General features: G+C 58.8%; 15 protein-coding genes. 2 read left to right on the forward strand and 13 right to left on the reverse strand.

The window, feature by feature from the left end; genetic code table 11:
* Positions 1-63 precede the first annotated feature (63 nt).
* The 4 genes from HY308_13540 to HY308_13555 form a co-directional block, all read right to left on the reverse strand.
* On the reverse strand, positions 64-7392 hold the full coding sequence (locus HY308_13540) for an SDR family NAD(P)-dependent oxidoreductase (protein ID MBI3899302.1): 7329 nt from the start codon (positions 7390-7392) through the stop codon (positions 64-66).
* Positions 7393-7886: 494 nt separating this feature from the next.
* Positions 7887-8672 carry a crotonobetainyl-CoA hydratase gene (caiD, locus tag HY308_13545; GenBank protein ID MBI3899303.1) on the reverse strand — a complete coding sequence of 262 codons (786 nt, stop codon included), beginning with the start codon at positions 8670-8672 and terminating at the stop codon, positions 7887-7889.
* Positions 8673-8707: 35 nt separating this feature from the next.
* Positions 8708-10783, reverse strand: a complete 2076-nt coding sequence (locus HY308_13550) for an acetate--CoA ligase family protein (protein ID MBI3899304.1) — start codon at positions 10781-10783, stop codon at positions 8708-8710.
* Positions 10784-10927: 144 nt separating this feature from the next.
* Positions 10928-12088: an acyl-CoA/acyl-ACP dehydrogenase gene (locus HY308_13555; protein ID MBI3899305.1), complete on the reverse strand. Its 1161-nt coding sequence runs from the start codon at positions 12086-12088 to the stop codon at positions 10928-10930.
* A 151-nt stretch (positions 12089-12239) separates the two neighbouring features.
* On the opposite strand from HY308_13555, the gene HY308_13560 reads away from it, so the two are divergent.
* Complete coding sequence (locus HY308_13560; GenBank protein MBI3899306.1) at positions 12240-13223, forward strand: LysR family transcriptional regulator; 984 nt, start codon at positions 12240-12242, stop codon at positions 13221-13223.
* A 27-nt stretch (positions 13224-13250) separates the two neighbouring features.
* On the opposite strand, the gene HY308_13565 is transcribed toward HY308_13560, so the two are convergent.
* From HY308_13565 to HY308_13595, 7 genes are all read right to left on the reverse strand, one after another.
* Positions 13251-13802, reverse strand: coding sequence for a thioesterase family protein (locus tag HY308_13565; GenBank protein ID MBI3899307.1), 552 nt, complete (start codon positions 13800-13802; stop codon positions 13251-13253).
* Positions 13803-14097: 295 nt separating this feature from the next.
* The gene (locus tag HY308_13570) at positions 14098-16188 is read right to left on the reverse strand and encodes an acetate--CoA ligase family protein (GenBank protein ID MBI3899308.1); all 2091 of its coding nucleotides are present in this window, start codon (positions 16186-16188) and stop codon (positions 14098-14100) included.
* 6 nt (positions 16189-16194) lie between these two features.
* Positions 16195-17160, reverse strand: coding sequence for an L-carnitine dehydrogenase (locus HY308_13575; protein MBI3899309.1), 966 nt, complete (start codon positions 17158-17160; stop codon positions 16195-16197).
* A gap of 113 nt (positions 17161-17273) precedes the next feature.
* Entirely contained in the window at positions 17274-18167 is an 894-nt protein-coding gene (locus HY308_13580) for a 3-keto-5-aminohexanoate cleavage protein (GenBank protein ID MBI3899310.1), read from the reverse strand.
* 179 nt (positions 18168-18346) lie between these two features.
* Positions 18347-19312 (reverse strand): alpha/beta hydrolase, encoded by a 966-nt coding sequence (locus HY308_13585; protein MBI3899311.1) that lies wholly within the window; start codon positions 19310-19312, stop codon positions 18347-18349.
* A gap of 75 nt (positions 19313-19387) precedes the next feature.
* Positions 19388-20362, reverse strand: coding sequence for a GlxA family transcriptional regulator (locus tag HY308_13590; protein ID MBI3899312.1), 975 nt, complete (start codon positions 20360-20362; stop codon positions 19388-19390).
* 235 nt (positions 20363-20597) lie between these two features.
* A complete protein-coding gene (locus HY308_13595; GenBank protein MBI3899313.1) occupies positions 20598-22199 on the reverse strand; it encodes an ABC transporter substrate-binding protein in 1602 nt (533 codons plus the stop codon).
* A gap of 684 nt (positions 22200-22883) precedes the next feature.
* On the opposite strand from HY308_13595, the gene HY308_13600 reads away from it, so the two are divergent.
* Positions 22884-23909 carry a GlxA family transcriptional regulator gene (locus tag HY308_13600; protein MBI3899314.1) on the forward strand — a complete coding sequence of 342 codons (1026 nt, stop codon included), beginning with the start codon at positions 22884-22886 and terminating at the stop codon, positions 23907-23909.
* Between the two features lie 23 nt (positions 23910-23932).
* On the opposite strand, the gene HY308_13605 is transcribed toward HY308_13600, so the two are convergent.
* On the reverse strand, positions 23933-24913 hold the full coding sequence (locus tag HY308_13605; GenBank protein ID MBI3899315.1) for a GlxA family transcriptional regulator: 981 nt from the start codon (positions 24911-24913) through the stop codon (positions 23933-23935).
* Between the two features lie 497 nt (positions 24914-25410).
* Positions 25411-26352 (reverse strand): electron transfer flavoprotein subunit alpha/FixB family protein, encoded by a 942-nt coding sequence (locus HY308_13610; GenBank protein ID MBI3899316.1) that lies wholly within the window; start codon positions 26350-26352, stop codon positions 25411-25413.
* Between the last annotated feature and the right edge of the window lies 1 nt (position 26353).

Here is a 26353-nt window from a genome sequence, read left to right on the forward strand (position 1 = left end):
CGGGATGACGAACCCGGACCTAACGATCGCCATCTCATCGTTATCACTCGGCGACCATTGCCGCTACTCCACAACAACTTCCTCATCGAGCTTATCAAGATAGGCAAACACTTTGGCAAGTTCGATCGACCGAAGATCATGCCTTCCTTCGATGCAAAGTAAGCGCCGGGCGTACGGCCGCGCTTCCTGCACGCTGCGGCACAAAACATCCTCACGCGGCAAGGCGATAACGTCGGCAACGGCGAGCTGTTCGTCATAGAAACGGTCGTATAGCACGAACTTCGCTTGCCGCTTGATACTTTCGTCCGGTAACAACGCGAAGTCGCCAAACCAGGGGAGCTGACGCAAAACCGTGCGCGCTCGCTCGGGGGAGATCGCATCGATGTCGATTTCTCGGAACTGCGGCAAGCGTGCCAACTCCAGTTTCGGCGGGGACACCAAAATCAATCGCGGTAATACGGCAAGCTTTCCCGCGACCATCGCCATGAATCGCTGAGCGATAAGACTGCCCATGCTGTAACCGAAGATCGTGATGGTAGTCACAGCAGCCGGCAGGCCGGCAATATGCGCCAACCACTGATCAGACAATGTCTCCATGTTAGCAGCGCGCTCGAAGTGGACGACGAACATTTGTCCGTCACCCGGAATTTCAACCGTTTCGGTGACAGTTATCGGATCCGACATAAATCCGTTGACGAAGTAAAGCACCTCAGACGTGGTCGAACCGCTTCGGACCGAAGTGAAAACCTCACCGTCTTGTTCGTGCGATCGCGGGCTTACCGACGTCGCCACCAGAGCCGCCAGCCGATCGGCACCCTTGTCACGCGCATCGTACAGCTCGCCCAGACGAGCGAAGCTCAACTGACGGATCTCCGGCAAATCGACGGCAATATCGAAGTGATTCTTGAGCACGTGCTCGATCTCCACCGCCATCAGCGAATCCATTCCAAGCTCGCCGAGCGTGTGGCGCTCATCCACCGCCTGTTCAACGCCGAGCCCAAGCACCGTCTTGATGGCGGCGAATAAGCCGCTGCGGCTACGTTCGATCGTCGCCATCGCCGCCTGTGACGCGCCCGCCCCGCTCCGGTCCAGCAACAAGCTGCCGACCACCGGCTCCGGCTGTAACATAAATTGCTCGAGTACGGCCAAGCAGGATGCCAGACTCTGGTCGTGCAATATGGCGCTAGTAACGCGCACGCGCTCACGATTCTCCTGGACGAAACCCACATCGCCGATCGGACCCCATTGCACCGCCAACGCCGGATATCCTTGCTGCCGGCGACGCTCGCACAACCACTCCATCGCTCTATTGGCATAGGCGTAATTCGACTGCCCCGCGTTACCAAATACGCTCACGAGCGACGAGAACACCACAAAATGCTCAAGCGCAAAACAGTGCGCACGACTCGATGCATCTAGATTTGCCGAACCGTTGATCTTGGCGCGACAGGTCGCTTCGAAGCTTTCTGCCGTCTGATTCGTGAACAACGCATCGCGCAGCTCCATGGCTAAATGGAAGATACCGCCGACAGGTCGGCGCGCCTCAATTTCCTGCACGAGTCGCTCGACTTGTGCAGTATCAGCGATATCGGCCGCCACCACCTGCACCGCCACGCCTTGCCGCTCCCAGGTGTATCGGCGATACGCTTGATAGGTATCGCGTATACCGGAGCGGCCGACGAGCACGATATCGCGCGCGCCGCGTTGCACTAACCAATCGGCGAGTTCGAGGCCGACGCCGCCTAGACCTCCGGTAATGAGATAACTCTTCTGTGGATCGCACCAAATAGCCGGGCGCGCCGGTATTTGCACCGGCACGGACGCCTGCTCGTCGCGCAAGCGTAGCAACACCTTGCCGATGTGCCGACCACGCGCCATGTAACGGAATGCTTCCTCGACTTGATCGTGCCCGAATACCGTCCGATCGAGCGGTTGCACGACACCGTCAAGTATCCCCGCGCGCATAAGTTGCATTAATTCCTCTAGCTGCGCCGTGTTATCGTTGACAAGATCGTCGAGCCCGACTCCGTGAAAACTGATATCGCGCAGAAACACTTCCATACCGAGCGCCGCATTACGCGCCATGTCGTACTTACCGATTTCAACGAAACGTCCATGTCGCGCCAATACCCGCAAGCTCGCCTGCAGCTTGTCGTCGGTCAACGAATTGAGCACGACGTCCACACCGCGGCCGGCGGTCGCACGTTTTACTAAATCGACGAACGAGGTGTCGCGTGAATTGCCGATATGATCGTCGGCAATAAAGGGGAACCGTTGCTTCACATAAGCACGCTTCTCCGGCGAACCGATGGTAGTGAAAATTTCGCAGTCGAGCGCATGGGCGATTTGAATCGCCGCCTGACCGACACCGCCGCTGCCGGCATGAATCAATACGCGTTCGCCGCGGCGCAACCTGGCGCGCAACAGCAATCCGAGATAGGCGGTCATGTACACCACCGGTACCGTCGCCGCCTGTTCAAATGACCAACCCGCCGGAACGTCGAAAATGCACTGACCGCTGTCGTCAGCACGACCGACGAATCTAGAGGCGAACGATTCGGCAACGAAACCCATCACGCGGCGCCCGTCCGCCGCCATGCCGGCAAATTCACCACCGGCCGCGGCACTCAACCCACCGCCGAAAATTTCTTCCGGCAAGCGTCCGGTCGCAAGCACTACTGCTTTGAAGTTCACACCGAGATAGTACGGCTCGAACTCGGTCACCGCTTCCTTCCACCTCGGGGCTTGCCGCCAATGCAGCGTCGACAGATCGCCACGCGTCTGTAAATCGAGGGTAACGTTGTCGCTCGTCACCGGCGCGGGCAACACGAACGGCAAATGCCGGAAAGAACCCCAACATCCGTGGCGATGGACGTTTACGGTTAGATCCAGTCGACGCTGATGGGCTATCTCGGCGTCGCTGACGACGTTCTCTCGATCGGTCACTAAGCAACGAACACGGTCGCCGCTGGCCTCGTAGCGTAAGCAATTCACCATGCCGACGAGACCCGGCGCGCTCGGTTCCGTCGCATCGAGCCAGAAGCGGGATTGCGGGTCCGCCGCCAGCCGGACGATGCCGGCTTGAATCGGCACCAACTCACTCACCGGCGAATCGACCTGGACGAAATGCGGATACAGCTCGCGCTCTGCACGTTTGCGGCATAGAAACAACGTCGAGTAAAGGCCGTCATCCTTCAACGCCACCACATCGAAGCCGCATTCATCGAGCAATGTCTGCCAACGCTCGCGTGTTAGGACGGCACCGTGGCTACGGTCCTCCGGATCGTCGTAGTTCCACAGCTGATCCAGAAAGCCCCAGATACTGAGGAGCGAACGATAACCGTGCGTCACTTCGTGAAATAACAGGAAGCCGCCGTCGCCAAGTGCGGCACGAATATGCGCCAGCGACGTCCGCAAATTGCGAACAGCGTGTAATGCGTTACTCGCTAATACCAGGTCGACATTCCCGCCGATGGTTGCCGGCATCGATCGATTGAGATCCCATACCTGACAATCGATCATCGTATCGTAGTCGGCGAAGCGGTCACGCAGACCACCAAAAAAGCCGGCGGAGATGTCGGTCAAGGTGTAGCGGTCCTTTTCCGGACGCAGGCGCGACAAAACGTAAGCGCTGAGACCGCCGGTGCCACTGCCGATCTCGCACAGATGTAGACCGCGATTCACCGGACTATTCTCGTACACCACATCCAGCAACGATCCGAGATAACGATCGCAAAATAACGCTGCGGCGCCGATGTCGTCGCTATACAGTTGTTTGTATTGGTCGTAACCAACGATAACCGACAACGGATCGTCGATCAGCTGTTGCGGATGTGCGTACACATGGTGCGCCAAGCGCATGAAGATAGCGTTAGGTTCGGAAAATACCTCCGGTTCGCGATGGACCGTCTCTGTTTGTATGAGCACGGTCTTCAGACGCTGCACGTGCGCCGGCAATGTACGCCCGTCGGCCTCGGCCTGCGCGATCACAATCAACGCCGCCTGCACCGTGAAGTCGGCCGAACGGATATAACGTTCGAATATTTCAGCATCATCGAAATCGCGACAGTTGTTTTCGATGTAAGGGATAAATTGATATCGCATGAGACGTGGCTGTTGCAGCGGGCGCGCCGCCGAAAAGCTGGCACAACGCAAACCTTCGATAGTCACCGCCGGCCCGACAACGCGTTGGGTAACGAAGTCGTTATAGACATCAATGGTCTCTGTCGGCGGCTGGCGCGTCGGATCGATCGTAATCTCGCCGATGGTCGTTGGCACAAGCGTCGCCCGCGGCATCTGCATCAGCCCGGACTGCAACATGCCATCGAGGAACGTTATCCAATCGCCGCGCCAAGCAAGTTTGCAACGCGAGCCATCCGCAGCAATCTCCTCAACCGGCTGAAATGCCGGACCATATCGGTAGCCGCGTAACCGTAACTCTTTATAAAAGTCGGCAGCCTGCAAGTTCAGCTCGGCCGGCAACACCGACACGTCGGCCGTTGTTTGCGGCAACGTGATCTCGGCACCAGTGATTACGCGGCCGCTGACGACTAACTCGCCGTTACTCGATACCTCGAACAAATGCGCCGTCGGCAGGTAACGCACCGCCAGCTCGACCGCGGTACCCGCGACCAACCGCGTCGGTCGATGTAACCGAACATCGTTAAACCGCACCGGCAGACGGTCGAATGCCACATTCATCGCCGCGGCGACGGTACGCCAGACGAGAGACAGGTATCCGGTCGCCGGGAACAACACATGTTCGCCCAACTTGTGATCCGCTATGGGCGCATATTCCTCGTCGGCAATATCGATGCGAAACACCACATCGCCCGCACCACCGCCGCCGGACTCGTTCGACAGTGTCGGCACCTCCCATGCTTGCGCGTGGTCCCAAGAACACAATTGCGGAATATGACAAGGCGATGTCAGCGGATACATCGGTGCAAACAAGCTCGACCAATGGAGCTCGACGCCACGCACATAGCACCGCGCCACCCCCTCGAATAGCGCATCGGTGTTATCCCGATCACGCGCCATGAGGCCGACGTGTTCAGATGCGGTTACCGTTTCTGCTACCGGTAAACGCATCAACGGATGGGCGCCGATCTCGATAACGAGCGCACCCTCCGGCACACGCTGCAATGCCTCGAAGAAACGAACGGGATTGCACAGGTTGTCGACGTAGTACTGCGCCGAGCAAAGTATCGGTGCATCGGTCAACGGCTGCGACGTGCTGAGCCAACGCGGACTGCGTGCACGCGGCTGGGCGATCACGCGTGTCAGCGCTTGCAGCAATGCCGGCGCCGCCGCGCGTACGCCGGTTGAATGAAACGCGATCTGTGACGAGTTGACTTCACGTGCTTCGATACCTTGCGCGACCAGCCGTGCCACCATGGCATCGATTTGTTCGGCATCGCCGGACACCGTGACACTCTGGCGCGCGTTGTGGCACGCCGGCACGACGCCGTCCGGACACAACTCGCTCGTCGCCTCCCAATCCAGGCGCACTGCCGCCATTTTGCCGCGCGCCGCCGGCGCGTCGGTCACGCAGCGGCCACGCCAATACGCGGCGAGGATCGCTTCTTCCGCCGTTAGTGCGCCGTCGGCATAGCCGCAAGCGGTCTCACCGACGCTATGACCAATGAGGCCATCCGGCACAACGCCGAGCGCCCGCAGTAGATCGACCAATCCGATTTGAACAGCGGTTAAACCGACGAACGCCTTCGTTGGATCGTTAAAATCTGCGGCATCCGCCTGCGTCAATAACCGTTCGAGATCGATGGCGGTACCCACCAACGCCGCCGCACAACGTTCGATGGCCGCGCGAAACGGCGCCAGCACGAGCAGCGCTCGCCCCATGCCCGGCCACTGCGCACCCATACCGGGGAAAACGAACCACACCGGCGGACGCTGGCCGACGATGTCGCGACGAAACTCGCGAATCGTTCCATCGTGGCGACGCACGACCGCGCCCCGAAACGGATGTGTCTTCGGCGGCATCGCCGCAACACCCTGAAGTAGCATGGCCATATCGGGCGACAGTGCGCCCGAGGTATAGCAACTCGTTAACGCATCTAGACCTTCCGCCGTGCGCGCTGCCAACGGCACGATGGCCGGTACCGGCGGCACATCGACCGCCGTAACTGCATTCACCTCATCGCGCAAAATCACATGGGCGTTGGTGCCGCCGAAACCAAAGGAATTGATGCCGACAATGCCACCGTCCCAATTCAACGGCTCGGTAACGACGCGCAAACGGCCGTCCAACAATCCCGGGATGTCCGGATTCGGCGCCGTGAAATGCAAATTTGGCGGCAGCCGCTTATGCTCCATCGCCAACAGCACCTTAAGCACACCGACCAAACCGGCCGCTCCTTCGGCATGACCCATGTTCGATTTAACAGAACCGATCCACAACGGCGACGTTTCGGCGGTACGGCCGGCGCAAAAAATGTCGCACAGTGCATTGGCTTCCTGCGGATCGCCGGCGGTCGTGCCGGTGCCGTGGGCTTCGACATAACCCACCGAACCGGGATCGATGCCGACGCGCGTATACAAAGAAGCAATCAAATCACGTTGCGCCTGCCCGTTCGGAAACGTGATGCCTTGCTCGGTATAACCGTCATTGTTGACGGCACTGCCGAGCACGCTGGCGATGACGCGACGCGCCAATGGCTTGCGTGTCAGAAATACCGCTACCACCCCTTCCGCGCGCGCGTAGCCATTGGCATCGTGAGCGAACGAGCGGCAGCTACCATCGGCTGAAAGCATTTTAAGTTTGGCGAAGCCGACGCTCAGCGCCGGCCGCAGAATCACGTTCACGCCGCCGACGACAGCGTAGTCGCACTCGCCGGCAGCCAACGCACGCACCGCCGCATCCAGCGCCACCATCGACGACGAGCACGCCGTATCGATCGTCTGACTGCTACCGTGGAAATCAAAAAAATACGAAAGTCGATTGGCCATCATCGACAATGCGCAGCCGGTGTTCTCGTAGCCGGTCATTGAATCCGGCCGCGCGCCTTGAAGCGAATGCGCATCGCTGAAACAGGCACCGACATACACACCCGTCTTCGAACCGCGGATCTGCGCCGGATCGACGCCGGCGCTCTTAATCGCCTCGTAGCTAACTTCGAGCAGCAGCCGCAGTTGCGGGTCCATCTTGTGCGCCTGCTTGGGATGAATCTCAAAAAATGAAGCGTCGAAACGCGAGAGATCTTTCAGCTTGGCAAAGCGCGACGGAAGATCGTAGAGATCGATCGGCCAGCGCCGCGCATCGGCGGTGACCATGTCTCGACCTTCGATTAAATGTTGCCAAAATTCCTGAGGGCCATCGGATTCAGGAAGACGGCAGGAGTAACCAGCGATAACGACAGCATCAGAATCCATGACATAAACCTCCCATTGATTATCTTGCAGACACGAACACTGATCACGACATGCAGCACTGCGATCGAGGTTCACGGCGAAGAAGCAAAATAGTATGAGCGATGCGTTGTCGTCTCAACTGCCCGTTTGGCCATCAACATCTCGATCGACGGAGCAAAAAACAAGACACGCGAGCGCGTGCGCGGCTCTGGCAGACGATAAGGAGTTAGATTTTTCTGTTGCGACAGATGAATGACGATCGACTTCGCACAACGCGACGATGGCTGACAACGAATTCGATCTATTACAGAATGAAGAGAGCTACCGCAAAAATATAAATCTCATTTCCGAGATAGCCCCAACTACAACTTACAGACAAAAAACGGTGAGCGCAAAAACTATAGCGCATCAGATCAGACTGGCAGCGCGAAAGCTAGGCTCAAACAGAGGGAGAACAATGGCATCACTTTTGATAAACGGCGGAGCGATCCACCGTTTATCAATCGGCGATCGAATCAGCGGCCCTTCCATACCGGCGTACGCTTCTCGGCAAACGCGCGCGCACCTTCGAGCTGATCATCGCTGGCGTAGAGCTTAGCAACCGTCGGGAATTCGCGACGCATGATACGGGCGATCGCCACCTGGAACGGCAAGCCTTCACTTTCGCGTGCCACTTCTTTGATAGCGGCGAACACCAACGGCGGACCATCGGCCAACAACTTCGCGAGTTCGCGCGCGCGCGTCATGAGCTGGTCGTGCGGTACGATCTCATTCACCAAACCCCACTTGTGGGCTTCGGTCGCTTCCATCCAGCGGCCGGTCAAGAGCAAGTCCATAGCGACGTGATACGGAATACGCCGCGGCAGCTTGAGAGTCGCGGCATCGGCGAGCGTGCCGGCTTTGATCTCCGGCAACGAGAAGCGCGCGCGATCGGAGGCAAGGATCATGTCGCACGAAATCGCCAGCTCGAAGCCGCCGCCGACAGCCATGCCATTGACCGCGGCGATGACTGGCTTGTTCAGGTTCGGCAATTCTTGCAAACCGGCGAAACCGCCGACGCCGTAGTCGGTATCAGGCGGCTCGCCGGCGGCGGCGCCTTTCAGGTCCCAGCCAGCGGAGAAAAATTTCTTGCCGCCGCCGGTAACGATGGCGACGCGCATCTCCGGATCGTCGCGAAATTCGGCGAACGCCTTACCCATTAGGCGACTGGTAGCGCCGCTGATGGCATTGGCCTTCGGGTTATCGAGCACCACTTCGTAGATGTGGCCGTTACGGGTGATGCGTAGTGGTGATTGGATCATGTAAAACTCCTCGCAATGTTCTCGAAAATTGTTTCTTAGGCGGACACGCGGATTAGCGCGTCGACGGCGACCACGCCCTTGCCCTTCGGCATAACCAGCAGTGGATTGACGTCGAGCTCCTGCAGCTGGTCGCGGTTGGCCTCGGCATAGCGCGCGACGGCGATGACGGCATCCAACACCGCGTCGATATCACCGGCCGGGCGACCACGGAAGCCGGTTAGCAACGGATAGGTCTTGAGCGATTCCAGCGCGGCGCGAATATCGTTGCGCGACGCCGGTAACAGCACGGTCGCCGCATCTTTCAACAGCTCGACCATGATGCCACCGGTACCAACGGTCAACGCCAGTCCGAACTGCGGATCACGGTGCACGCCGACAATCAACTCAGCGATGACGTCCTGCGCCATGCGCTCGATTAGAAACCGATCGGAAAGCGTCTTCATCGACTCGATCGCCGTACGCACGTCGCTCGCGGCTTTGAGGTTTAGCTTCACGCCACCGGCCTCGGTCTTGTGCGCCAGCGTATCCGACACCGCCTTGACCACCACCGGATAGCCGAGCTTGTCGGCGTAGGCCGCGGCTTCGGCAGCACTGACGACGTTACCTTCCGGTACCGTCAGCCCGTGCGCGACTAATGCGCGCTTGCTGTCCCATTCGTTCAGCATGCGCTTCGGCGAATCGGACGATGCTGGCGGCGATACCAGCGGCAAGATGTCGTTAACGCGCGCCTGCGCGGCACCAATGTCGGCGGCGGCACGAATTGCGTCGAGGCATTCGACGAGCCCCTGCATCGGCGCGATGCCTTCGGCCAACATCTTGTTACCGACAGATTCGGGCAGCCCTTCCGGCATCGAAGCGACGACCGACGCCATTGCTGTCGCGCCGCTCTTATGGCGCGCGGCCACGAACGCCGCGAGCGTCGTGTCCCAATCGCCACTGCGACAACGATCGTCGCGCGGGAAGTCGAGGATCAAGAGATGCGAGTCGAATTTGCAATCCATCAACCCAGTGAAGCATTCGGTCTGTGCTTCGAGATCGGCCCAGATGTAGGTGTGATAATCGAGCGGATTGGCGACGCTAACTTTATCGCCGAGCAGGTTATACAACCGCTGCCGCGCCGCTTCCGGAATCTTCGGCATCTCGAGCCCACGCGGTTGCGCGAGGTCGGCGGTCAGCGACGCCTCGCCGCCGGAGCAGCTGGCGGAGATGATGCGCTTGCCGTTGATGGCGCCGTGCACGTGCAGGAACTTCAAGGTCTCGATCAAACCGGTCGGGTCGTACACGCGGGCGATGCCGAGGCGCTTGAACAGCGCGTCGTACAAACCGTCCGGGCCGGCGAGCGAACTCGTGTGGCTGACGGTGACTTGCGCGCCGAGATCGGAGCTGCCGGATTTGAGCGCGACCAGCGGGATCCGGCGCTTCAACGCCTTCAACGCCGCGCGTGAGAAGCCGGCGACGTCGTCCAGCCCTTCGAGATGCAACCCGATGGCGCTGACGCGTGGATCTTCGAGCAACGCCTCGATCAACTCGTGCACGTTGGTGCCGGCTTTGTTGCCGACCGCAATCAAATACGCGAGCGGCAATGAGCGCCGTTGCATCGTCAAGTTTAAGCCGACGTTACCACTCTGAGTGATGATGGCGACGCCGCGCTCGACGCGCGCGCCGCCGTGTTGATCCGGCCACAACGCCGCGCCGTCGAGATAATTGAGCACGCCGTAGCAGTTCGGACCGATCACCGCCATGTCGGCAGCCGAATCGACCAACTGGCGCTGTAACGCCGCCCCTTCATCGCCAACTTCGGCGAAGCCCGAGGCGTAGCAAACGACGCCACCGGCGCCGCGCTTGTTGAGATCGGTAACGATCTCGACCGTGGCTTCACGTGGTACGGCGATGAAACTTGCGTCCGGTGCCGACGGCAACTCGGCGACGCTGCGATAGCATTTATAACCTTCGACACTCTCATGGCGCGGATGCACCGGCCAGATCTCACCTTTGAAACCGATCTGCTTGCATTGCCGTACCGCTTCCGCCGCCGGCTTGCCGCCAAAGACAGCGATATGACGCGGCGCCAACAGGCGCCGCAGATTTTGTTCGCGTTTGTCAGAAGTCATTTCGAAAATCGCTCGCTCATCGTTCGCCCATCAAATGAGTATCGTGCCCGCTTTCCCTCATCCCCACCTTCTCCCGGAGGGAGAAGGGCTTAAAACCCCTCTCCTACCGGGAGAGGGGTTGGGGTGAGGGATCTGTTGGTATCTCTAAGCCCCATGCGGCCGCAACAACCCGCGCGAAATGATGTGACGCTGAATCTCGCTGGTGCCGTCCCAAATACGCTCGACGCGCGCATCGCGCCAGAAGCGTTCGATCGGTAACTGCGACATCAGACCCATGCCGCCGAAGATCTGCAGCGCCTGATCGGTAACGCGGCCCAACATTTCCGACGCGAACACCTTGGCCATCGCCGCGTCGATATCGGTCATGCGGTTTTGATCCATCTTCCACGCTGCTTGCAATGTCAGCAGCTCGGCGGCTTCGATATCGATCACCATGTCGGCCAGCTTGAAGCCGGTACCTTGGAAGCGGCCGATCGGCTGGCCGAACTGTTTACGCGTGGCAGCCCACTCGATCGCTAAGTCGTACACGCGGCGCGCGCGGCCGACGCTAGTGGCAGCGACCGTGAGGCGCGCCGGTCCGAGCCATTCGCCCATGAGCTCGAAGCCCTTGCCCTCTTCACCCATCAGGTTGCGCGCCGGTACACGGCAGTCAGTGAAGAACAGCTCGCACTGGTGATAACCGCGGTGCGACACGCAAGCGGAGCCACGACGAACTTCGAGACCCTTGGAATCTTTGTCGACCAGGAACGCGCTGATTTTTTTCTTCGGACCGTGCTTGGTCTCTTCGACGCCGGTAGCGGCGAACAGCACGATGAAGTCGGCCATGTCGGCATGGCTGATGAAGTGCTTGGTGCCGTTAATAACGTAGTCATCACCGTCGCGTACCGCGCGCGTCTGCATGCCGCGCACGTCGGAGCCGGCATTCGGCTCGGTCATCGCCAAACAGTCGTGGCGCTCGCCGCGAACCGTCGGCAATAAATATTCTTCGCGCTGACTGCCGTGGCAGGCCTGCAGAATATTGCTCGGGCGCCCGACCAGCATCTGCAACGCAAACGAGGCACGACCGAGCTCGCGCTCCATCAATGTCATCGACAACGCATCCAACCCGCCGCCGCCGATGGCCTCGGGCATGTTGGCGGCGTACAGACCGGCGTTGATCGCCGTCTCTTGAATTTCTTTCGCCAGCTCCGCCGGAATCTCGTCGAGACGCTCGACCGTGTCTTCGTGCGGGTATAGCTCGGTCTCGACGAAACGACGGACCGTGTCGACGATCATCTGCTGCTCTTGGGTTAATTCGAAATTCATGAAAATTAGGCCTCGGTAATGTATTTAGGCTAGAAACGACATAACGCCTCTGACCGGCTGCGGAATCCCCAAATAGTAGTGTGCTGGAAATTCGCTAACAAACGATGTAATCAGCTACAGTTAATAAGCTAGGCTTATACGAAAAATCATCATGTCGATAAAAAATCTTCAGCTCAATTGGTTGCGAACATTCGAAGCCGTCGGACGCCATCTGAGCTTTTCCAACGCGGCGACGCAATTGAATATGAGTCAATCTGCCGTCAGTCAGCAGATCCGACTGCTCGAGCACAAGCTGGGAAAAAAACTGTTCTTGCGCGGCCACCGCTCGGTAGAGCTCACGGTCGCCGGGCTGGCGTACTTGAGTCTGGTGCGAGAGGCGCTGCAACACATTGAGCGCGGCATGGAGAGCATTTTCAATAGCGTCGCCCAGGGAGTATTGGAGCTGAGCGTCAGCAATAGCATTGCGCAACTGTGGCTCGCCCCGCGCTTGAAACGCTTCGCTACGCTCTATCCGCAAGTCTCGCTCCGCATGTATGGAAGAATTTGGGACGCCGCCGGACCGGCGAGCACCGCCGAATTGGAAATCCGCTACGGCAAAGGACAGTGGACTGGTTTCGAGATGACCGAGTTGTTGACCGGTGGATTGCGCCCTTATTGCTCTCCCACATTGGTCGATGACGTCCGCGCTGGTAGGTTGCTAACGTTGCCGCTCATCGACGTGCTGGGCACGCCGGTGGGCTGGAACGAATGGATCGCGCAGCACGGGGCGAACGATATGACCTCTGTGCAACGGTTGTATGTCGACAATTACGCGATCGCTGCCGACATGGCGGCTCACAACGTCGGCGTCTGTCTGATTAACGATCAGCTCGTACAAGGCTCGCATCTTCATCATGTGTTAGTTGCGCCGTTAGACAATTCCATTGACGATCAAGCGAACTTCTATCTGCTTCAGCCGAAGGATAAGTCCATCTCCGCCGCCGCCAGAGCCTTCAGTGGATGGATCAAGAATGAGCTCACTCATACCTCGACCGCCGCTACCTTATCCATCCCGCAACTTCGTCTGCGACACAACGTCCGCCGCTCAAACATTCTCCCGCGACGCTCGCGACGATCGACGACTTCCAAAAATTAGCCGCTGCGAGAATAGCGGCTAATTAGATTAACGACGGATACCGATCACTCGCCCGGCCCACTTCGGTCGCGCCAGGCTGGCGTGTGCCGTCTGGATCGCTTGCAGGCGCTCGTACAATTCCGGCGGCATCGGCGCCGAGCGCGCGGCGTTCATGTCGACGTGCGCCAACATCTGTTCTTCGACCGCGAGTAGATCGCCGGTGTCGGCGTGCAGCATCGTTTGAAAAACGTGGACGCGTTTCGGATCGAGGTCGAGCACGTGATAGGTGAAACGCAACGGCTCGCCCTCAAGGACTTCCTTCAAGAAGTGGACGTTGGTCTGAACGGTGTAGAGCGAGAAGCCGTTCGCGCGATAAGCCTCGTCGATGCCGACGTAACGGTAAAACACGTCGGAGTTGTCACCGAACACGAGCACGTAGGCCGACTCGCTCATGTGCTTGTTGTAGTCGACCCAGGCGCGCTGCACGGTGGTCTCGTGCAGACACAGCGGCGCGGCAATCGGCGCTGATAGGTCCCACTGCCGGCCGGCGGTGCCTTCGTACGGCGTGAGTAATTCGTGCGGACGATCGAGTCGGTTCATGCAATGGCTTCAACAATAGCGATGAACTATTCCCTCCCCCTCAGGGGGGTGAGGCGGGAATTTCGCGAGTGTCCGGTGGACACTCGCGCCGCCGAACGGGTGCGCATGATTCTCGCGCACACCGGGCGGGAACAACCCGGGGTGGGGGTGGGTTTGTCTTCAACCGCGAAACCCACCCCCATCCTGTTTCCTACCCAGGGCACAAGAAAACCACTTGCGCCCGCTCGACGGCGCCGATGCCTGTTAAATGCATCGGCGCCAACTCCGTCTCGCCCCCTGAGGGGGAAGGAACGTCCTAATTCACTTTGGCGACGTCTTCCACCACGATCAATGCATCGACCGCGACCGCACCATCGGCTTGAAGAATCAGCGGATTGACGTCGATCTCGTTGACGCTTGGTTGCTCCATCGCCAACCGGCCGATGGCGACCAGTGTCTTAGCGACCTGCTCCAGTGCCGCTGCGCTGCCCATACCCGACAACGTCGGTGCACGTTGCACGAGCGCACGTGCCGCCGGCAGATCGAGCGGCGCCAATGCCACCGCCACCAAGCCGGCGGCTTCGGCAATCGCGCCACCGAGGCCGACGACGATCAACGGACCGTACTCGGGGTCACGCGTCATACCGCAGAGCACTTCGACGCCGGCGCTGACTTGCTCAGCCACCAAGACCTTGCCGCCGAGCTGCACCGCGACCGATTTGGCTTCGGCGGCACTGGTGATATTGAGGCGCACACCACCCATCTTCTGTTTATGCGCCGGGCCGTCGCTCTTGACGACGACCTTCGGCACTTTCATTTTTTCGAACGCGGCCGAGGCCTCATCCGCCGTCGCGCACCGTGCCCGCTGCGCGAAGCGCACGCCGAACTTTTCCAGAATGGCGGCGGACTCGTGCTCAGACATGGCACCCGGGCGCAATGAACCGTCGATGTTGATCTTCGGCCCGCTCGGCAGTTGCGGCGGCGTCGCCGGCTTCCACCCTGCAACTCGGGACAGTGCGCGCAGCGCTTGACCGGTACCGCGCAACAGCGGTACGTCCAGTTTGCGAGCGAGCTCGACGATCGACGGCGGCGGATCGACGTTATGCACAGTGCTGACCGCTGGGAAGATGCCGCTGTCCGGCTTGATCTCGCCGAGTGCGGCAACGATCGCCTCGTTCCACTTCAACTCGGTCTCACCGCGGTAGTGCGAGACGTCGACTTGCGCGAACAGGATGTCGTAGTTGCCACGATCGCGCAGGATACGGGCGCAACCCGAATAAATTTTTTCGTCATCGTCGATACCGAAGCAGTCGAGCGGATTTTCCGGATTGACGAAGTTGGGGAAGGTCTTGACCAGCTCTTGCTTGATGTCGTCGCTGAACGACTCGAACGGCACACCCGAAGCTTCACCAAGATCAGCAACGAGTGAAGCCTCACCGCCTGACTCCGAAATGGCAGCGATGCGCTTGCCACGCGGTAACGGCCGACGGCGGCCGAGGATCTCCAAGGTCTCCAAAAATTCTTGGTAGTCGGTGACATCGATGGCGCCGTAGCGATCGAGCACTGCCGAGAACGTGCGCACCGAACCGACGATAGCGCCGGTGTGGGCGAGCGCGGTGCGAACGGCCGCCTGACTGCGGCCGACCTTGAGACACACAACCGGTTTGCCGGCATTAGCAGCGCGCGCGAGCGCAGCTTCGAATGCTTTCGGCCGGCGCACCGACTCAACGAACAAACCGATGGCCTTGGTCTGTGCGTCGTCAGCAAACAATGCGAGAAAGTCGGCGACGTCGCGGTTCATTTCACCGCCGGTAGAAAGCACGGTGCGGAAACCCACGCGCGGGCCGGAGCAAAGCAGCGCCTCAGCGATCGAACCCGATTGTGCGGACACCGAGACGTGTCCACCGATCCAGTTGTTCGGCTTCGGCAACGTACCGATCCAGGTCGAGACACCCCCCGGGGTGGCGGCACCCATACAGTTCGGGCCCATCAACGCAATGCCGTTGGCATTAGCAATGGTGCGCACGCGCTCCTTCACCTTCTCACCAGCCGGGCCGGATTCAGCACCGAGACCCGGGAGGAATACAGCCTTGATGCCCGCCTCGATCACGTCGGCCAACGCGGCTTCGACGCGATCGTGATGGACCAACAACACAGCAGTCGTCGGAGTCTCCGGCAGCGCGGTCAACTTCGGATAGCACTTGTCGCCGAGCACAGTCTCGCGCGTCGGATTGACGAACCAGACCGGCGCCCCACCCGACTTCAACTGCAGAAGCCGGTCGCTCGCGAGCTTGGTGCGATCGGACGCACCGACGACCGCGACCGAGCGCGGGAATACGAGGTCGATCACATCGCTACGCAGATCGGCGGAGTTCACCGGGCCTGCTGCCTTCGACTCCTTCGTCATGATCAATTAATCCTCGAACTTAAAGCCGTGGCGCGACTTCGCACCCTTCACTGCTTCGATTACGCTGATGATGGCGTCATCGCGGTAACGCTCCAGCTCTTTGATCGAACGCTCGCCTTGCTGCACCTTTGTGCCGTCGACGACGTCGTCGATCAGCTTGTCGGTTAACTTCGGCGCGATCAGCTTGGTCCACGGCAACTCGAGCGCCGGTCCGAACTGTTGCATGAAGTGACGCATGCCAGCTTCGCCACCAGCGAGGGTGTAAACCTGGAACGTACCCATGAACGACCAGCGAATGCCGGCGCCAAAGCGAACGGCATCGTCGATCTCACCGGTGGTGGCAACGCCTTCGTTGACCAAGTGAAGTGCTTCGCGCCAGAGCGCTTCGAGCAAACGATCGGCGATGAAGCCGGGGATTTCTTTGCGAACCTTCAGCGGACGCATGCCGAGGTCGGCGTAGATCTGCATCGCCGCTTCGACGGTTTCGGGCGCGGTCTTGTTGCCACCGAGCACTTCAACCAACGGCAACAGATAAACCGGATTGAACGGATGACCAACGACGCAACGCTCCGGGTGCTTCGCATCGGCGTAGAACTCGGACGGCAACAGGCCGGAGGTCGACGAACCGATGATGGCGTTCGGCTTGGCGGCGGCGCTGATCTGCGCGTGGATTTTTTTCTTGAGGTCGAGACGTTCCGGCGCGCTTTCTTGAATGAAGTCGGCGTCCTTCACGCACTCTTCCACGGTCGCGACGAACTTCAAGCGCGACGGCGACGCACCCGGCTTCAGGCCGACGCGTTCGAGCGCAGGCCACGCATTGGCAACGTTGGCGCGCAGTTGCTTTTCAGCACCTGCGCCCGGATCCCAAGCAACGACGTCCAAACCGTTGGCCAGCGCGCGCGATACCCAGCCACTGCCGATAACGCCGACGCCGAGGGCGGCGAAGGTTTTGATATTGGTGATGACAGCCATGGTTTTTTCCTTGGAAAGTTGTCGAACAAAGTCTTGAATGTAGGGTGCGTCCCACGCACCGTTTTTTAATTGGTGCGCAGGGCGCACCCTACATTTCGAATTTAGAAATTCTCTTACTTCGTGCGCTTCTTGAGGTTGAGCTTCTTGCGGCCTTCTTCCGGCGTCAGCGGCTTGGCACCGAGGCGGGTGATGATCTCGCAAGCACGCTCGGTCAACGAACCGTTGCTGGCGTACACGCCTTTGTCGAGGAAGAGATTGTCTTCGAGACCGACGCGAACGTTGCCGCCGAGGAGAATCGCTTGCGCCACCATCGGCATCTGCATGCGGCCGATACCGAAGCCGGCCCAGGTCGCGCCTTCCGGCATATTGTCGACGAACGCTTTCATCGTTGTCGTGTCGGCCGGTGCGCCCCAGGGAATGCCGAGGCAGATTTGGAACAGCGGGTTCGAATCGAGCAGGCCTTCTTTGAGCAACTGCTTGGCGAACCACAGGTGGCCGGTGTCGAACACTTCGAGCTCCGGCTTCACACCGAGCTCTTGGATCTTCTTGGCGCCGGCACGCAATTGCGCCGGAGTCGATACGTAGATGTAATCGCCGTCACCGAAGTTGAGCGTGCCACAATCGAGCGTACAGATATCCGGTAGCAGTGCTTCGACGTGCACCAAGCGGGTCAGGCCGCCGACGAGGTCGGTGCCCTTGCCGAAGTTCATTGGCTCTTCGCCTTTACCGATTTCGAGATCGCCGCCCATGCCAGCAGTCAGGTTCAGGATCATATCGACGCCGGACGAACGAATGCGGTCGACCACTTCGCGATAGAGGTTCACATCGCGGCTAGGCTTGCCGTTTTCCGGGTTACGCACATGGCAGTGCACCACGGTGGCGCCGGCCTTGGCGGCCTCGATAGCGGCGTCAGCGATCTGCTTCGGGGTGATGGGAATGGCCGGATGTCTACCGACGGTGTCACCCGCTCCGGTAACTGCACACGTGACGATAACTTCATGATTCATGGTTAATGTCCTTCAACAAAACGGTTTTTTTGACGCGAACCCAGGGAAAGTTAGAACTCGGATATCACATCTCCTTGTATATCCGTAGTTCTTCCCTACCGGACGACCTGTAACGACAAGTGATTTACCTGGTACGACCTGCGGTTAATTCCCCTATCACGGGCCTGAGGCAATAAACTTTAAGGTATAGCAGCGAAGAAGCGATTTAGAGCGGCAACTAACGCATCGTACAGCTGGTCTACCGCGGGGACGAAATAGCGAGCGCGCATGCACCCGTGCACTAACCCAGCCCCGAAATATAGCTCGCTAGACACCCCTGCCTCACGTAAACAACGTACATACTCAACACCGTCATCGCATAACAGATCGAATTCGGCCACGGCCACGAACGCCGGCGGCAATCGGTCGAAGCGATCGGCCGCCAACGGCATAGCACGCGGGTCGCGGCGACAGTCAGCATCAGGTAAATAAAGATCGATGAAGTTAGCCATATCGCGCGCACTAAGCATTGGCGCATCGACATGTTCGCAACGTGCAGGAAGCGTCGGTTCGCCGACGAGCACTGGGTAAATCAGCGCCTGGCCACACGGTGTCAACCCACCGGTCTCGCGCACTGCTAAACACAAGGCAGCAGCAAGATTACCGCCGGCGCTATCACCGACCACCGCGACACGGCGGCCGTCGATACCCAACTCCGCACTATTCGTTTGTAACGCACGCCATGCGGTCAAACTGTCATCGAATGCTGCGGGAAACGGATGTTCCGGCGCCAAACGGTAATCGACGGCGATCACAGCAGCCTGCAACGTGTGCGCCAGCGCGGCAGTCATAAAATCGTGCGTGTCCAAATCACCGAGTACCCAACCGCCGCCATGCAAATACAACACGCATGGCCAACCGCCACGCGGTGCCGGCATTGATGGCAGATAACGACGCACCGACACGATGCGTCGTTCATCAGTGAGGTTTAGGTCAGTAACAACTAGATCCGCCGGACGCTCAGGCGTGAATGCACGACACATGCGGCGATACGCGGCACGCTGCGCAGCAAGGTTGTCCTCGTTCGCACTATAGGCAGCGGTGCGCGCAACGAAATCCGCGAGCTCCGGCGTCAGTACGTAACGCCGTTGCCTGGCGTTACTCACGGCGGCAGACACGTGACTCGCTTTATCACGATCACTTGCCGGTTGTTCAGTTCGCTAATGGACGCATATCCCGTGTCAGCGCAGCGACGGCGTAATCTCGGTCTCTCTCAGCAGTCGCTCGGCGGTCGGCGGCTTGCCGGCCCAGTCATGATACGAGCGCGAAAAATGCGTCGCCGATCCGAAACCGCAGGCGACCGAGATCTCGACGATGGAACGGTTGGTGTATTGCAGCAACGAACGTGCGCGCTGTAACCGTAAATCCAAATAGTAACGTCGTGGTGTCACGCGGAAGTGCCGATGAAACATCCGTTCCAGTTGTCGACGCGAAACACCGGCGGCATGACACAAGCTCTCCATGTCCAGCGGCTCTTCGAGACAGTTCTCCATCAGCTCGATCGCGCGTGCGAGGCCCGAGCAAACGACGCCTTGGCGCAGATGCGGGTCCATGCGTTGCCGTTCTTGGGGATCGCGGATACGTGAATGAATAAGCTGCTCGGCAACGGCGGCGGCGAGACGATGGCCGTGCTCGGCGCGAATCAGATGCAACATCATGTCGATCGCGGCAGTGCCGCCGGCGCAAGTAAACCGCGAACGATCGACGACGAACACGCCGGGCGCCACGTTTATCTTGGGAAACTGCTCGCGCAAGCTATCCAGGCCTTCCCAATGCGTCGTCGCCTGATAACCATCGAGCAGACCGGACCACGCCAAAAAAAAACTACCGGTGTCGACGGCACCGAGAGCGACGCCCTCGTGCGCTAGATTTCGCAGCCACTGATCCGTGCGTCGATCGTAATTCGCTTCCGGGTCGAAGCCGGCGCACACCACCATCTTGGTATATATGGCCGGGTGTCCGATCGCATGATCGGACGCTAACGTCATATGATTACTCGCGGTGACGGGAGCGCCGTCACGCGAAATGAGCTGGCAGCGGTAAAGTTCCCGCTGCGACAAACGATTGGCAACCCGTAGCGGTTCCGTCGCCGACATCAAAGCCCTCATGGAAAATCGGGGCGCCAGCAAGAATCCGAAAACTTCAGGAGCAGACATCCTTCTGTTCTCCAGTGCTGGGTGTACCTCGCTGCGCTATGTCAGCATCGCGCGCGAAATAGATCAAGCGCGATATCGTTTTACCGGACGAAAACCGACGAAGTCACCGACGCTTGGCGAAACAGCGGTACTTTTCTTTGGTGGGAGCGACAACGATTGTCGCGCGTAAGATAAGGAGCTGAAGAAAACAAACGCCGGCCCGCGTTAACGGGCCGGCGCAAACGTACTAACTAACTTAGACGTCTAACCAAACCTTCTGCGGCGCAAGTCCACTCGACATCTGGAACGACGGCGACGGAACAAAGCCCTTCACCTTGGCCGAACCAGCATCGATGGTGTTATTAAACATCGGGATGAGCTCACCGCCATCATCGACCACCATCGCCTGCAGATCTTGATACATCTGCTTACGCTTGGATTGGTTGAGCTCAACACGCGCTGCCGTCAGCAGCTTGTCGAAGTCAGCGCGTTTCCAGAACGATTCGTTCCAGGCGGCATCGGACTTGTAGGCCACCGACAACATAAGGTCGGCGGTCGCACGGCCTTCCCAGTAGGAACCGGAGAACGGCTTCTTCATCCAGATGTTGTCCCAATAACCGTCGGCCGGTACGCGGTCGAGCTGCAGGTCGATACCCGCTTTCTTGGCGCTGTCCTGGAAGATCTGGGCAGTGTCCAAGGCGCCGGTAAAGGCAGCGTCGGAGATGCTGAGCACCACTGGGCCGCTGTAACCCGACTTCTTCATGTGGAACTTAGCCTTCTCCGGATCGTACGGACGTTGCGGGATGGCCGATGCGAAGAATGGATCATGCGCCGGCACCGGATTGTCGTTGCCGACCTTGCCGTGACCGAACAACACGCGCTTAAGGATCGATTCGCGGTCGATGGCATATTTGAGCGCCAACCGCACATCTTTGTTATTGAACGGCGCGGTATCGCAGCGCATCGGCAATGTGTAGTGCGCGCCGCCGGCAACTTCGAACAACTGCGTGTTCTTGTTGCTTGCCAACTGTTGGGCCAATTTCGGATCGACGCGGTTGATGATGTGCGCCGAACCGCTGACCAAGGCGTTGATGCGCGCCGTCGTGTCGCTAATGGCGAGCGCTTCGAGCGACTCGACAAAGCCGCGGTCGGCACGGAAGTGGTCCTTGAATTTCTTCGCGGTCAGACGTACGCCCGGCTCGAAGTTCTCCAACACGTACGGGCCGGTGCCGATAGCTTTGCTGAAGTCGGCGCCTTCCGGCGTGATCAACAGGTGGAAATCCGACAGGATGTACGGCAGATCGGCGTTACCGCTGTCGAGCGTAATAGTGACTTCGTTCGGACCGGTGGCCTTGATGTCGGTCACGGTGGCCAGATAGGCCTTAGCGCCCGACTTCGAATCGGCACCGCGATGATGATTGAGCGAATAGACCACGTCCGCCGGCGTCATCGTCTTGCCGTTGTGGAATTGAACGCCCTTGCGCAGTTTGACCACCCATTCTTTCGCACCCGGCTTACCTTCCACGCTCTCGGCCAACGCCGGACGGAGCGACGGACGAGTGTTCGGCTCGGTAACATCAACTTCGAGCAGTGTGTTCATAAGCTGTTGCCCCATCACCTGCATAAAAGTCGCGGTGTAAGAGGCTGGATCTAAACTGTCGCCGGCGCCGCCGCCGTGCAGGCCGAGGATGAGGTTTCCACCCTTCTTCGGCGTGGCCGTAGCCGCTTGAGCTACATTGGATAACATACCGCCGGCAACCATCGACGAGATACCGAGGGCGGTTGCCCGCCGCAGGAAATCGCGTCGGCTGATGCTGCCAGCGATAAGAGTTGCCTTGAGATCTTCCCAGTCACGCATAGTAGAGGCCCTTTGTTAGAGAGGTGTTGTAGGGTGCGGCGCCCGGATAGGAACGCGCCGTAATGACTACCGCCGGTGTCTCGTCGTTTCTTGGTAGCTCAAGCGCCGATGCGACCCCGAACTCGTGAACCAAAGAGTCCGAACAAACGATGCAGGTAAAACCGATAAAAATTCCCCTCATCCCTTCCTCACCGCCATAGAGCGGGTGATGCTGAATTTCCGGCTCTCGGAGAGCTGGGTGGGAATGAGGAAAAGCAAACACGGCATTCGTTGTTGTTAGAGACTCTAGGGCAAACCGGTGTCGTACCCTACAGAGCCGCACTATCGGTCTTATGACACTTTGCGACGCGATTGTGAGGGATCGCGACAGCTTATGTGGTCTTTGATTCGCTTTCGTATATAAATGTTGATCGACACAGCTTCGACAAAGACAGCCTGAGCCGAGAACAAGTAAAAAAAATTAAAGTCGGCAACACCGATATCGACCCCCATGGGTCGTGCCGTCGTTCATATGAAGTACGGATCTAAAAGTGCACCTAATCTATTGAATTTCCAATAAAGCATGGGTATATGCAGGGTAGGCATATCGCACTACCTAGAACCGTTGTTTCGCGGGAGAACGGCGCAACCATGACTACCCTACTCGGCTGCTCAGATTTACCTATCATTAGATAAATGTCCGTTATGAGCACCCCGTTGCTAGACACTGCCCCTGAGCAGATTCATTTTCTGTTATTGCCCAAATTTTCGATGCTGGGCTTCGCCTCCGCATTGGAACCGCTGCGGGTCGCCAACCGTTTTCGCGGTCCGCTGTATCAATGGCATATCGTCAGCACGGATGGGCAGGCAGTGCCAGCCAGCGACGGTATTTCTATTATGGCCGACCGATCGATCGGCGATGTGAAGTCGGCGAGCCGCGTATTCGTCGTCGCCGGCTTCGATCCGCTCGACTACTACACGACACCGATCGCCGCTTGGTTACGGCGGCTCGACAAATTCGGCACCACACTCGGCGCCATCGACACCGGCTGTTTTGTACTGGCCGAGGCCGGGTTACTAAACCGCGAACCGATCACGTTGCATTGGGAAGCGATTCCGCCTTTCCGCGAACGTTACCCGAGCGTCACCGTCACCCAAGAACTGTTCGAGATCACCGCGCGCCGCATCACCTGTGCCGGCGGCACTGCTGCTATCGATATGATGCTCGATCTCATTTCGCGCAAGCACGGCAGTGAGCTAGCGATCCAAGTGTCGGAACAATTCGTCCAGGGTCGTATTCGCGATCAATCCGATCATCAACGCATGCAAGTCGCCGCGCGCTACGATGTTCACAACAAGAAGATTGCGCAGATTATTACGATGATGGAGGGCCGTACCGAGGCGCCGCTGTCATCCAACGAGCTGGCCGATGCGATCGGCGTCACTTGTCGCCAGTTGGAGCGGCTGTTTCGCATCCATCTGCATACGACACCGTCGAACTTCTATTTGGGATTGCGACTCGATCACGCGCGCCAGCTGTTACAGCAGACGGATATGAGCGTGGTTGAAGTAGGTGTTGCCTGCGGCTTTGGATCGGCTTCTTATTTTTCGCGCGCTTATCGCGCTCGCTTTGGTGTTACGCCAAGCCATGACCGCTCGAAACTGCGTGCAACAGCAGGCGCCAAACGCTCATCGATGATCCGCAAACCGCGCGCCGCTAAGCGCGCGTAAGTGTGGTTAGCTGGCAGCCTTGACTACATCTGCATCGAGCGATTCATCTGCCGCTCGACGCTCGGTGGGTAGCCAAAAAGGCTGCGGTAACACTTAGAAAAATGCGGTGGCGACCGGAAACCACAAGCGATTGCGACGTCCATTACCGACATGGCTGTCTGCAATAACAGCTCACGCGAGCGGCGCAGTCGCAGTTCCAGATAATATTTGGTCGGAACGCAATTCAGATGCCGTTTAAATACGCGCTCAAGCTGGCGTCGCGAGACACCGATCGCAGACGCTAATTCATCCAGCGACAACGGCTCTTCGATGTTCGCCTCCATCATTGCCGCCGACTTCAGCAACGTCTGGTGACACACGCCGATCTGCGCACGCAGCGGAATATGCTGCCGATCCCGATTGGTACGAATGCGCTCGAGAATAAATTGCTCGGAAATGCGCGGTGCAACATCGCTGCCGAATTGGCGATTGATGATATTCAACATCATGTCGAGTGGTGCGACGCCGCCGGAACAAGTGTAGCGGTCGCGATCGATTGAAAAGAGCTGCGGTGTGAAAATGACCCGCGGAAATTCTTCGCGCAAGGCCGACATGTTTTCCCAATGGATCGCCGTTCGATAATTGTCGAGCAGACCGGCCTTGGCCAAGGCGTAGCCGCCGGTACAGAGCGAGCCGAGCGTCATGCGCTGCTGCGCCATTTGTCGCAACGCCCGCAATAACGTCGGCGTGACCGCATCGCGAACGTTGACGCCGCCGCAAACGAATAGGATATCTAACGGTCCAGCGCTCTCGAGCGGTTGCACTGGCCCCATCGAAAGCCCGTTACTCGCGCTAATGTGTTGACCATCGAGACTGAGAATCGCCCAGCTATACGCGTCTCGGCCAACGACGCGGTTGGTCATGCGCAGCGCCTCGATAGCGCAAGATAGGGCGATCATGGAATAGTTTGGCAGAGCAAGAAAACCAAACCGAAACTTCGTCGAAGAACTTACCGACTCAACCATCGGTGCTACCCTCGGTCTCTACATAAGCAGCGCACTTACCCAAAACGATCCAGTCCCTTGCTCCTTGACTTACCCTTTTGCGCCAGCGAAAAAACCGTCCTTAAGGTTAGGACAATTAACGCCTGCTACAGCCTTTGAAATATGCGCGTCGCATACGATGCCTATAAATGTCGCGCATGCGAAAATTAGAGATAACTATAGCATCAGAATTTATCGTCAACGACAAATACTTACAAATTTGCGACATCCTAGCCATCTACAAGGCCGGTAAATTCTCCCATCGCGGAAAGAATACCGTCGCTAATGCCGCAATAACGAGGACGCATTTAGGCATTTCTAGCCCTTCGCTTCTTCCGATTCTCGGTGGCCCAACCAGACGCACAAACAAAAGGGGTCGACTATGGTCGGCCCCTTTGTCGCGGATGTACCCGGTAAGACGTACTAACGAAAACGGGCACCCAAGGGTGCCCGTTAATACTGACTGTTATTGAAAGCCCTTAACGCTTGATCTCGTCCGTCAACTTCGGCACGGCGTCAAACAGATCGGCCACTAAACCGTAGTCGGCCACCTGGAAGATCGGCGCCTCTGGATCTTTGTTAATGGCAATAATGACCTTCGAGTCCTTCATGCCCGCCAAGTGCTGGATCGCGCCGGAAATACCGACGGCGACATAGACGTCAGGTGCGACCACTTTACCGGTCTGCCCGACCTGATAATCGTTCGGGGCATAACCGGAATCGACCGCAGCGCGTGAAGCACCGACGGCCGCGCCCAGTTTATCCGCCAGCTTGTGCAAAATCTGGAAGTTGTCCGCCGACCCGAGCGCACGACCACCCGACACGACGACGCGTGCGCTAGTCAACTCCGGCCGCTCGCTCTTGGTCAACTCTTGACCGCGGAACGTTGACAGGCCCGCATCGCGCCCACCCGTGACCGACTCGACGGTAGCACTGCCGCCGGTTGCCGCCGCTGGCGCGAACTGCGTCGTGCGCACGGTGGCGATCTTGACCGGATCGGTCGATTGCACGGTCGCAATAGCGTTGCCGGCATAGATCGGACGCTCGAACGTGTTGGCGTCGATAACATTCGTAATGTCGGACAGCTGCATGACATCGAGCAACGCCGCGACTCGCGGCAATACGTTCTTAGCGGTCGACGTTGCCGGCGCCAGAACGTGGGTGTAACCGCCCTGCTTCACCAACTCGACGATAAACGGCGCCAGATTTTCCGCCAGCTGATTGGCCAATGACGCATCTTCGGCCAGCAACACTTTGGAAACACCGGCAATGCCGGCGGCGCTCTTTGCGGCGGCAGCACAACCGTTACCGGCCACGAGCGCATGCACGGCGCCGCCGATCTTGCTGGCAGCGGTTACGGCATTCAGTGTGCCGGGCTTTACTTGGCTATTGTCGTGCTCAACGAGAACGAGAATGTTCATA

It is taken from the genome of Gammaproteobacteria bacterium (assembly GCA_016199745.1).
Taxonomy (GTDB): domain Bacteria; phylum Pseudomonadota; class Gammaproteobacteria; order Acidiferrobacterales; family Sulfurifustaceae; genus JACQFZ01.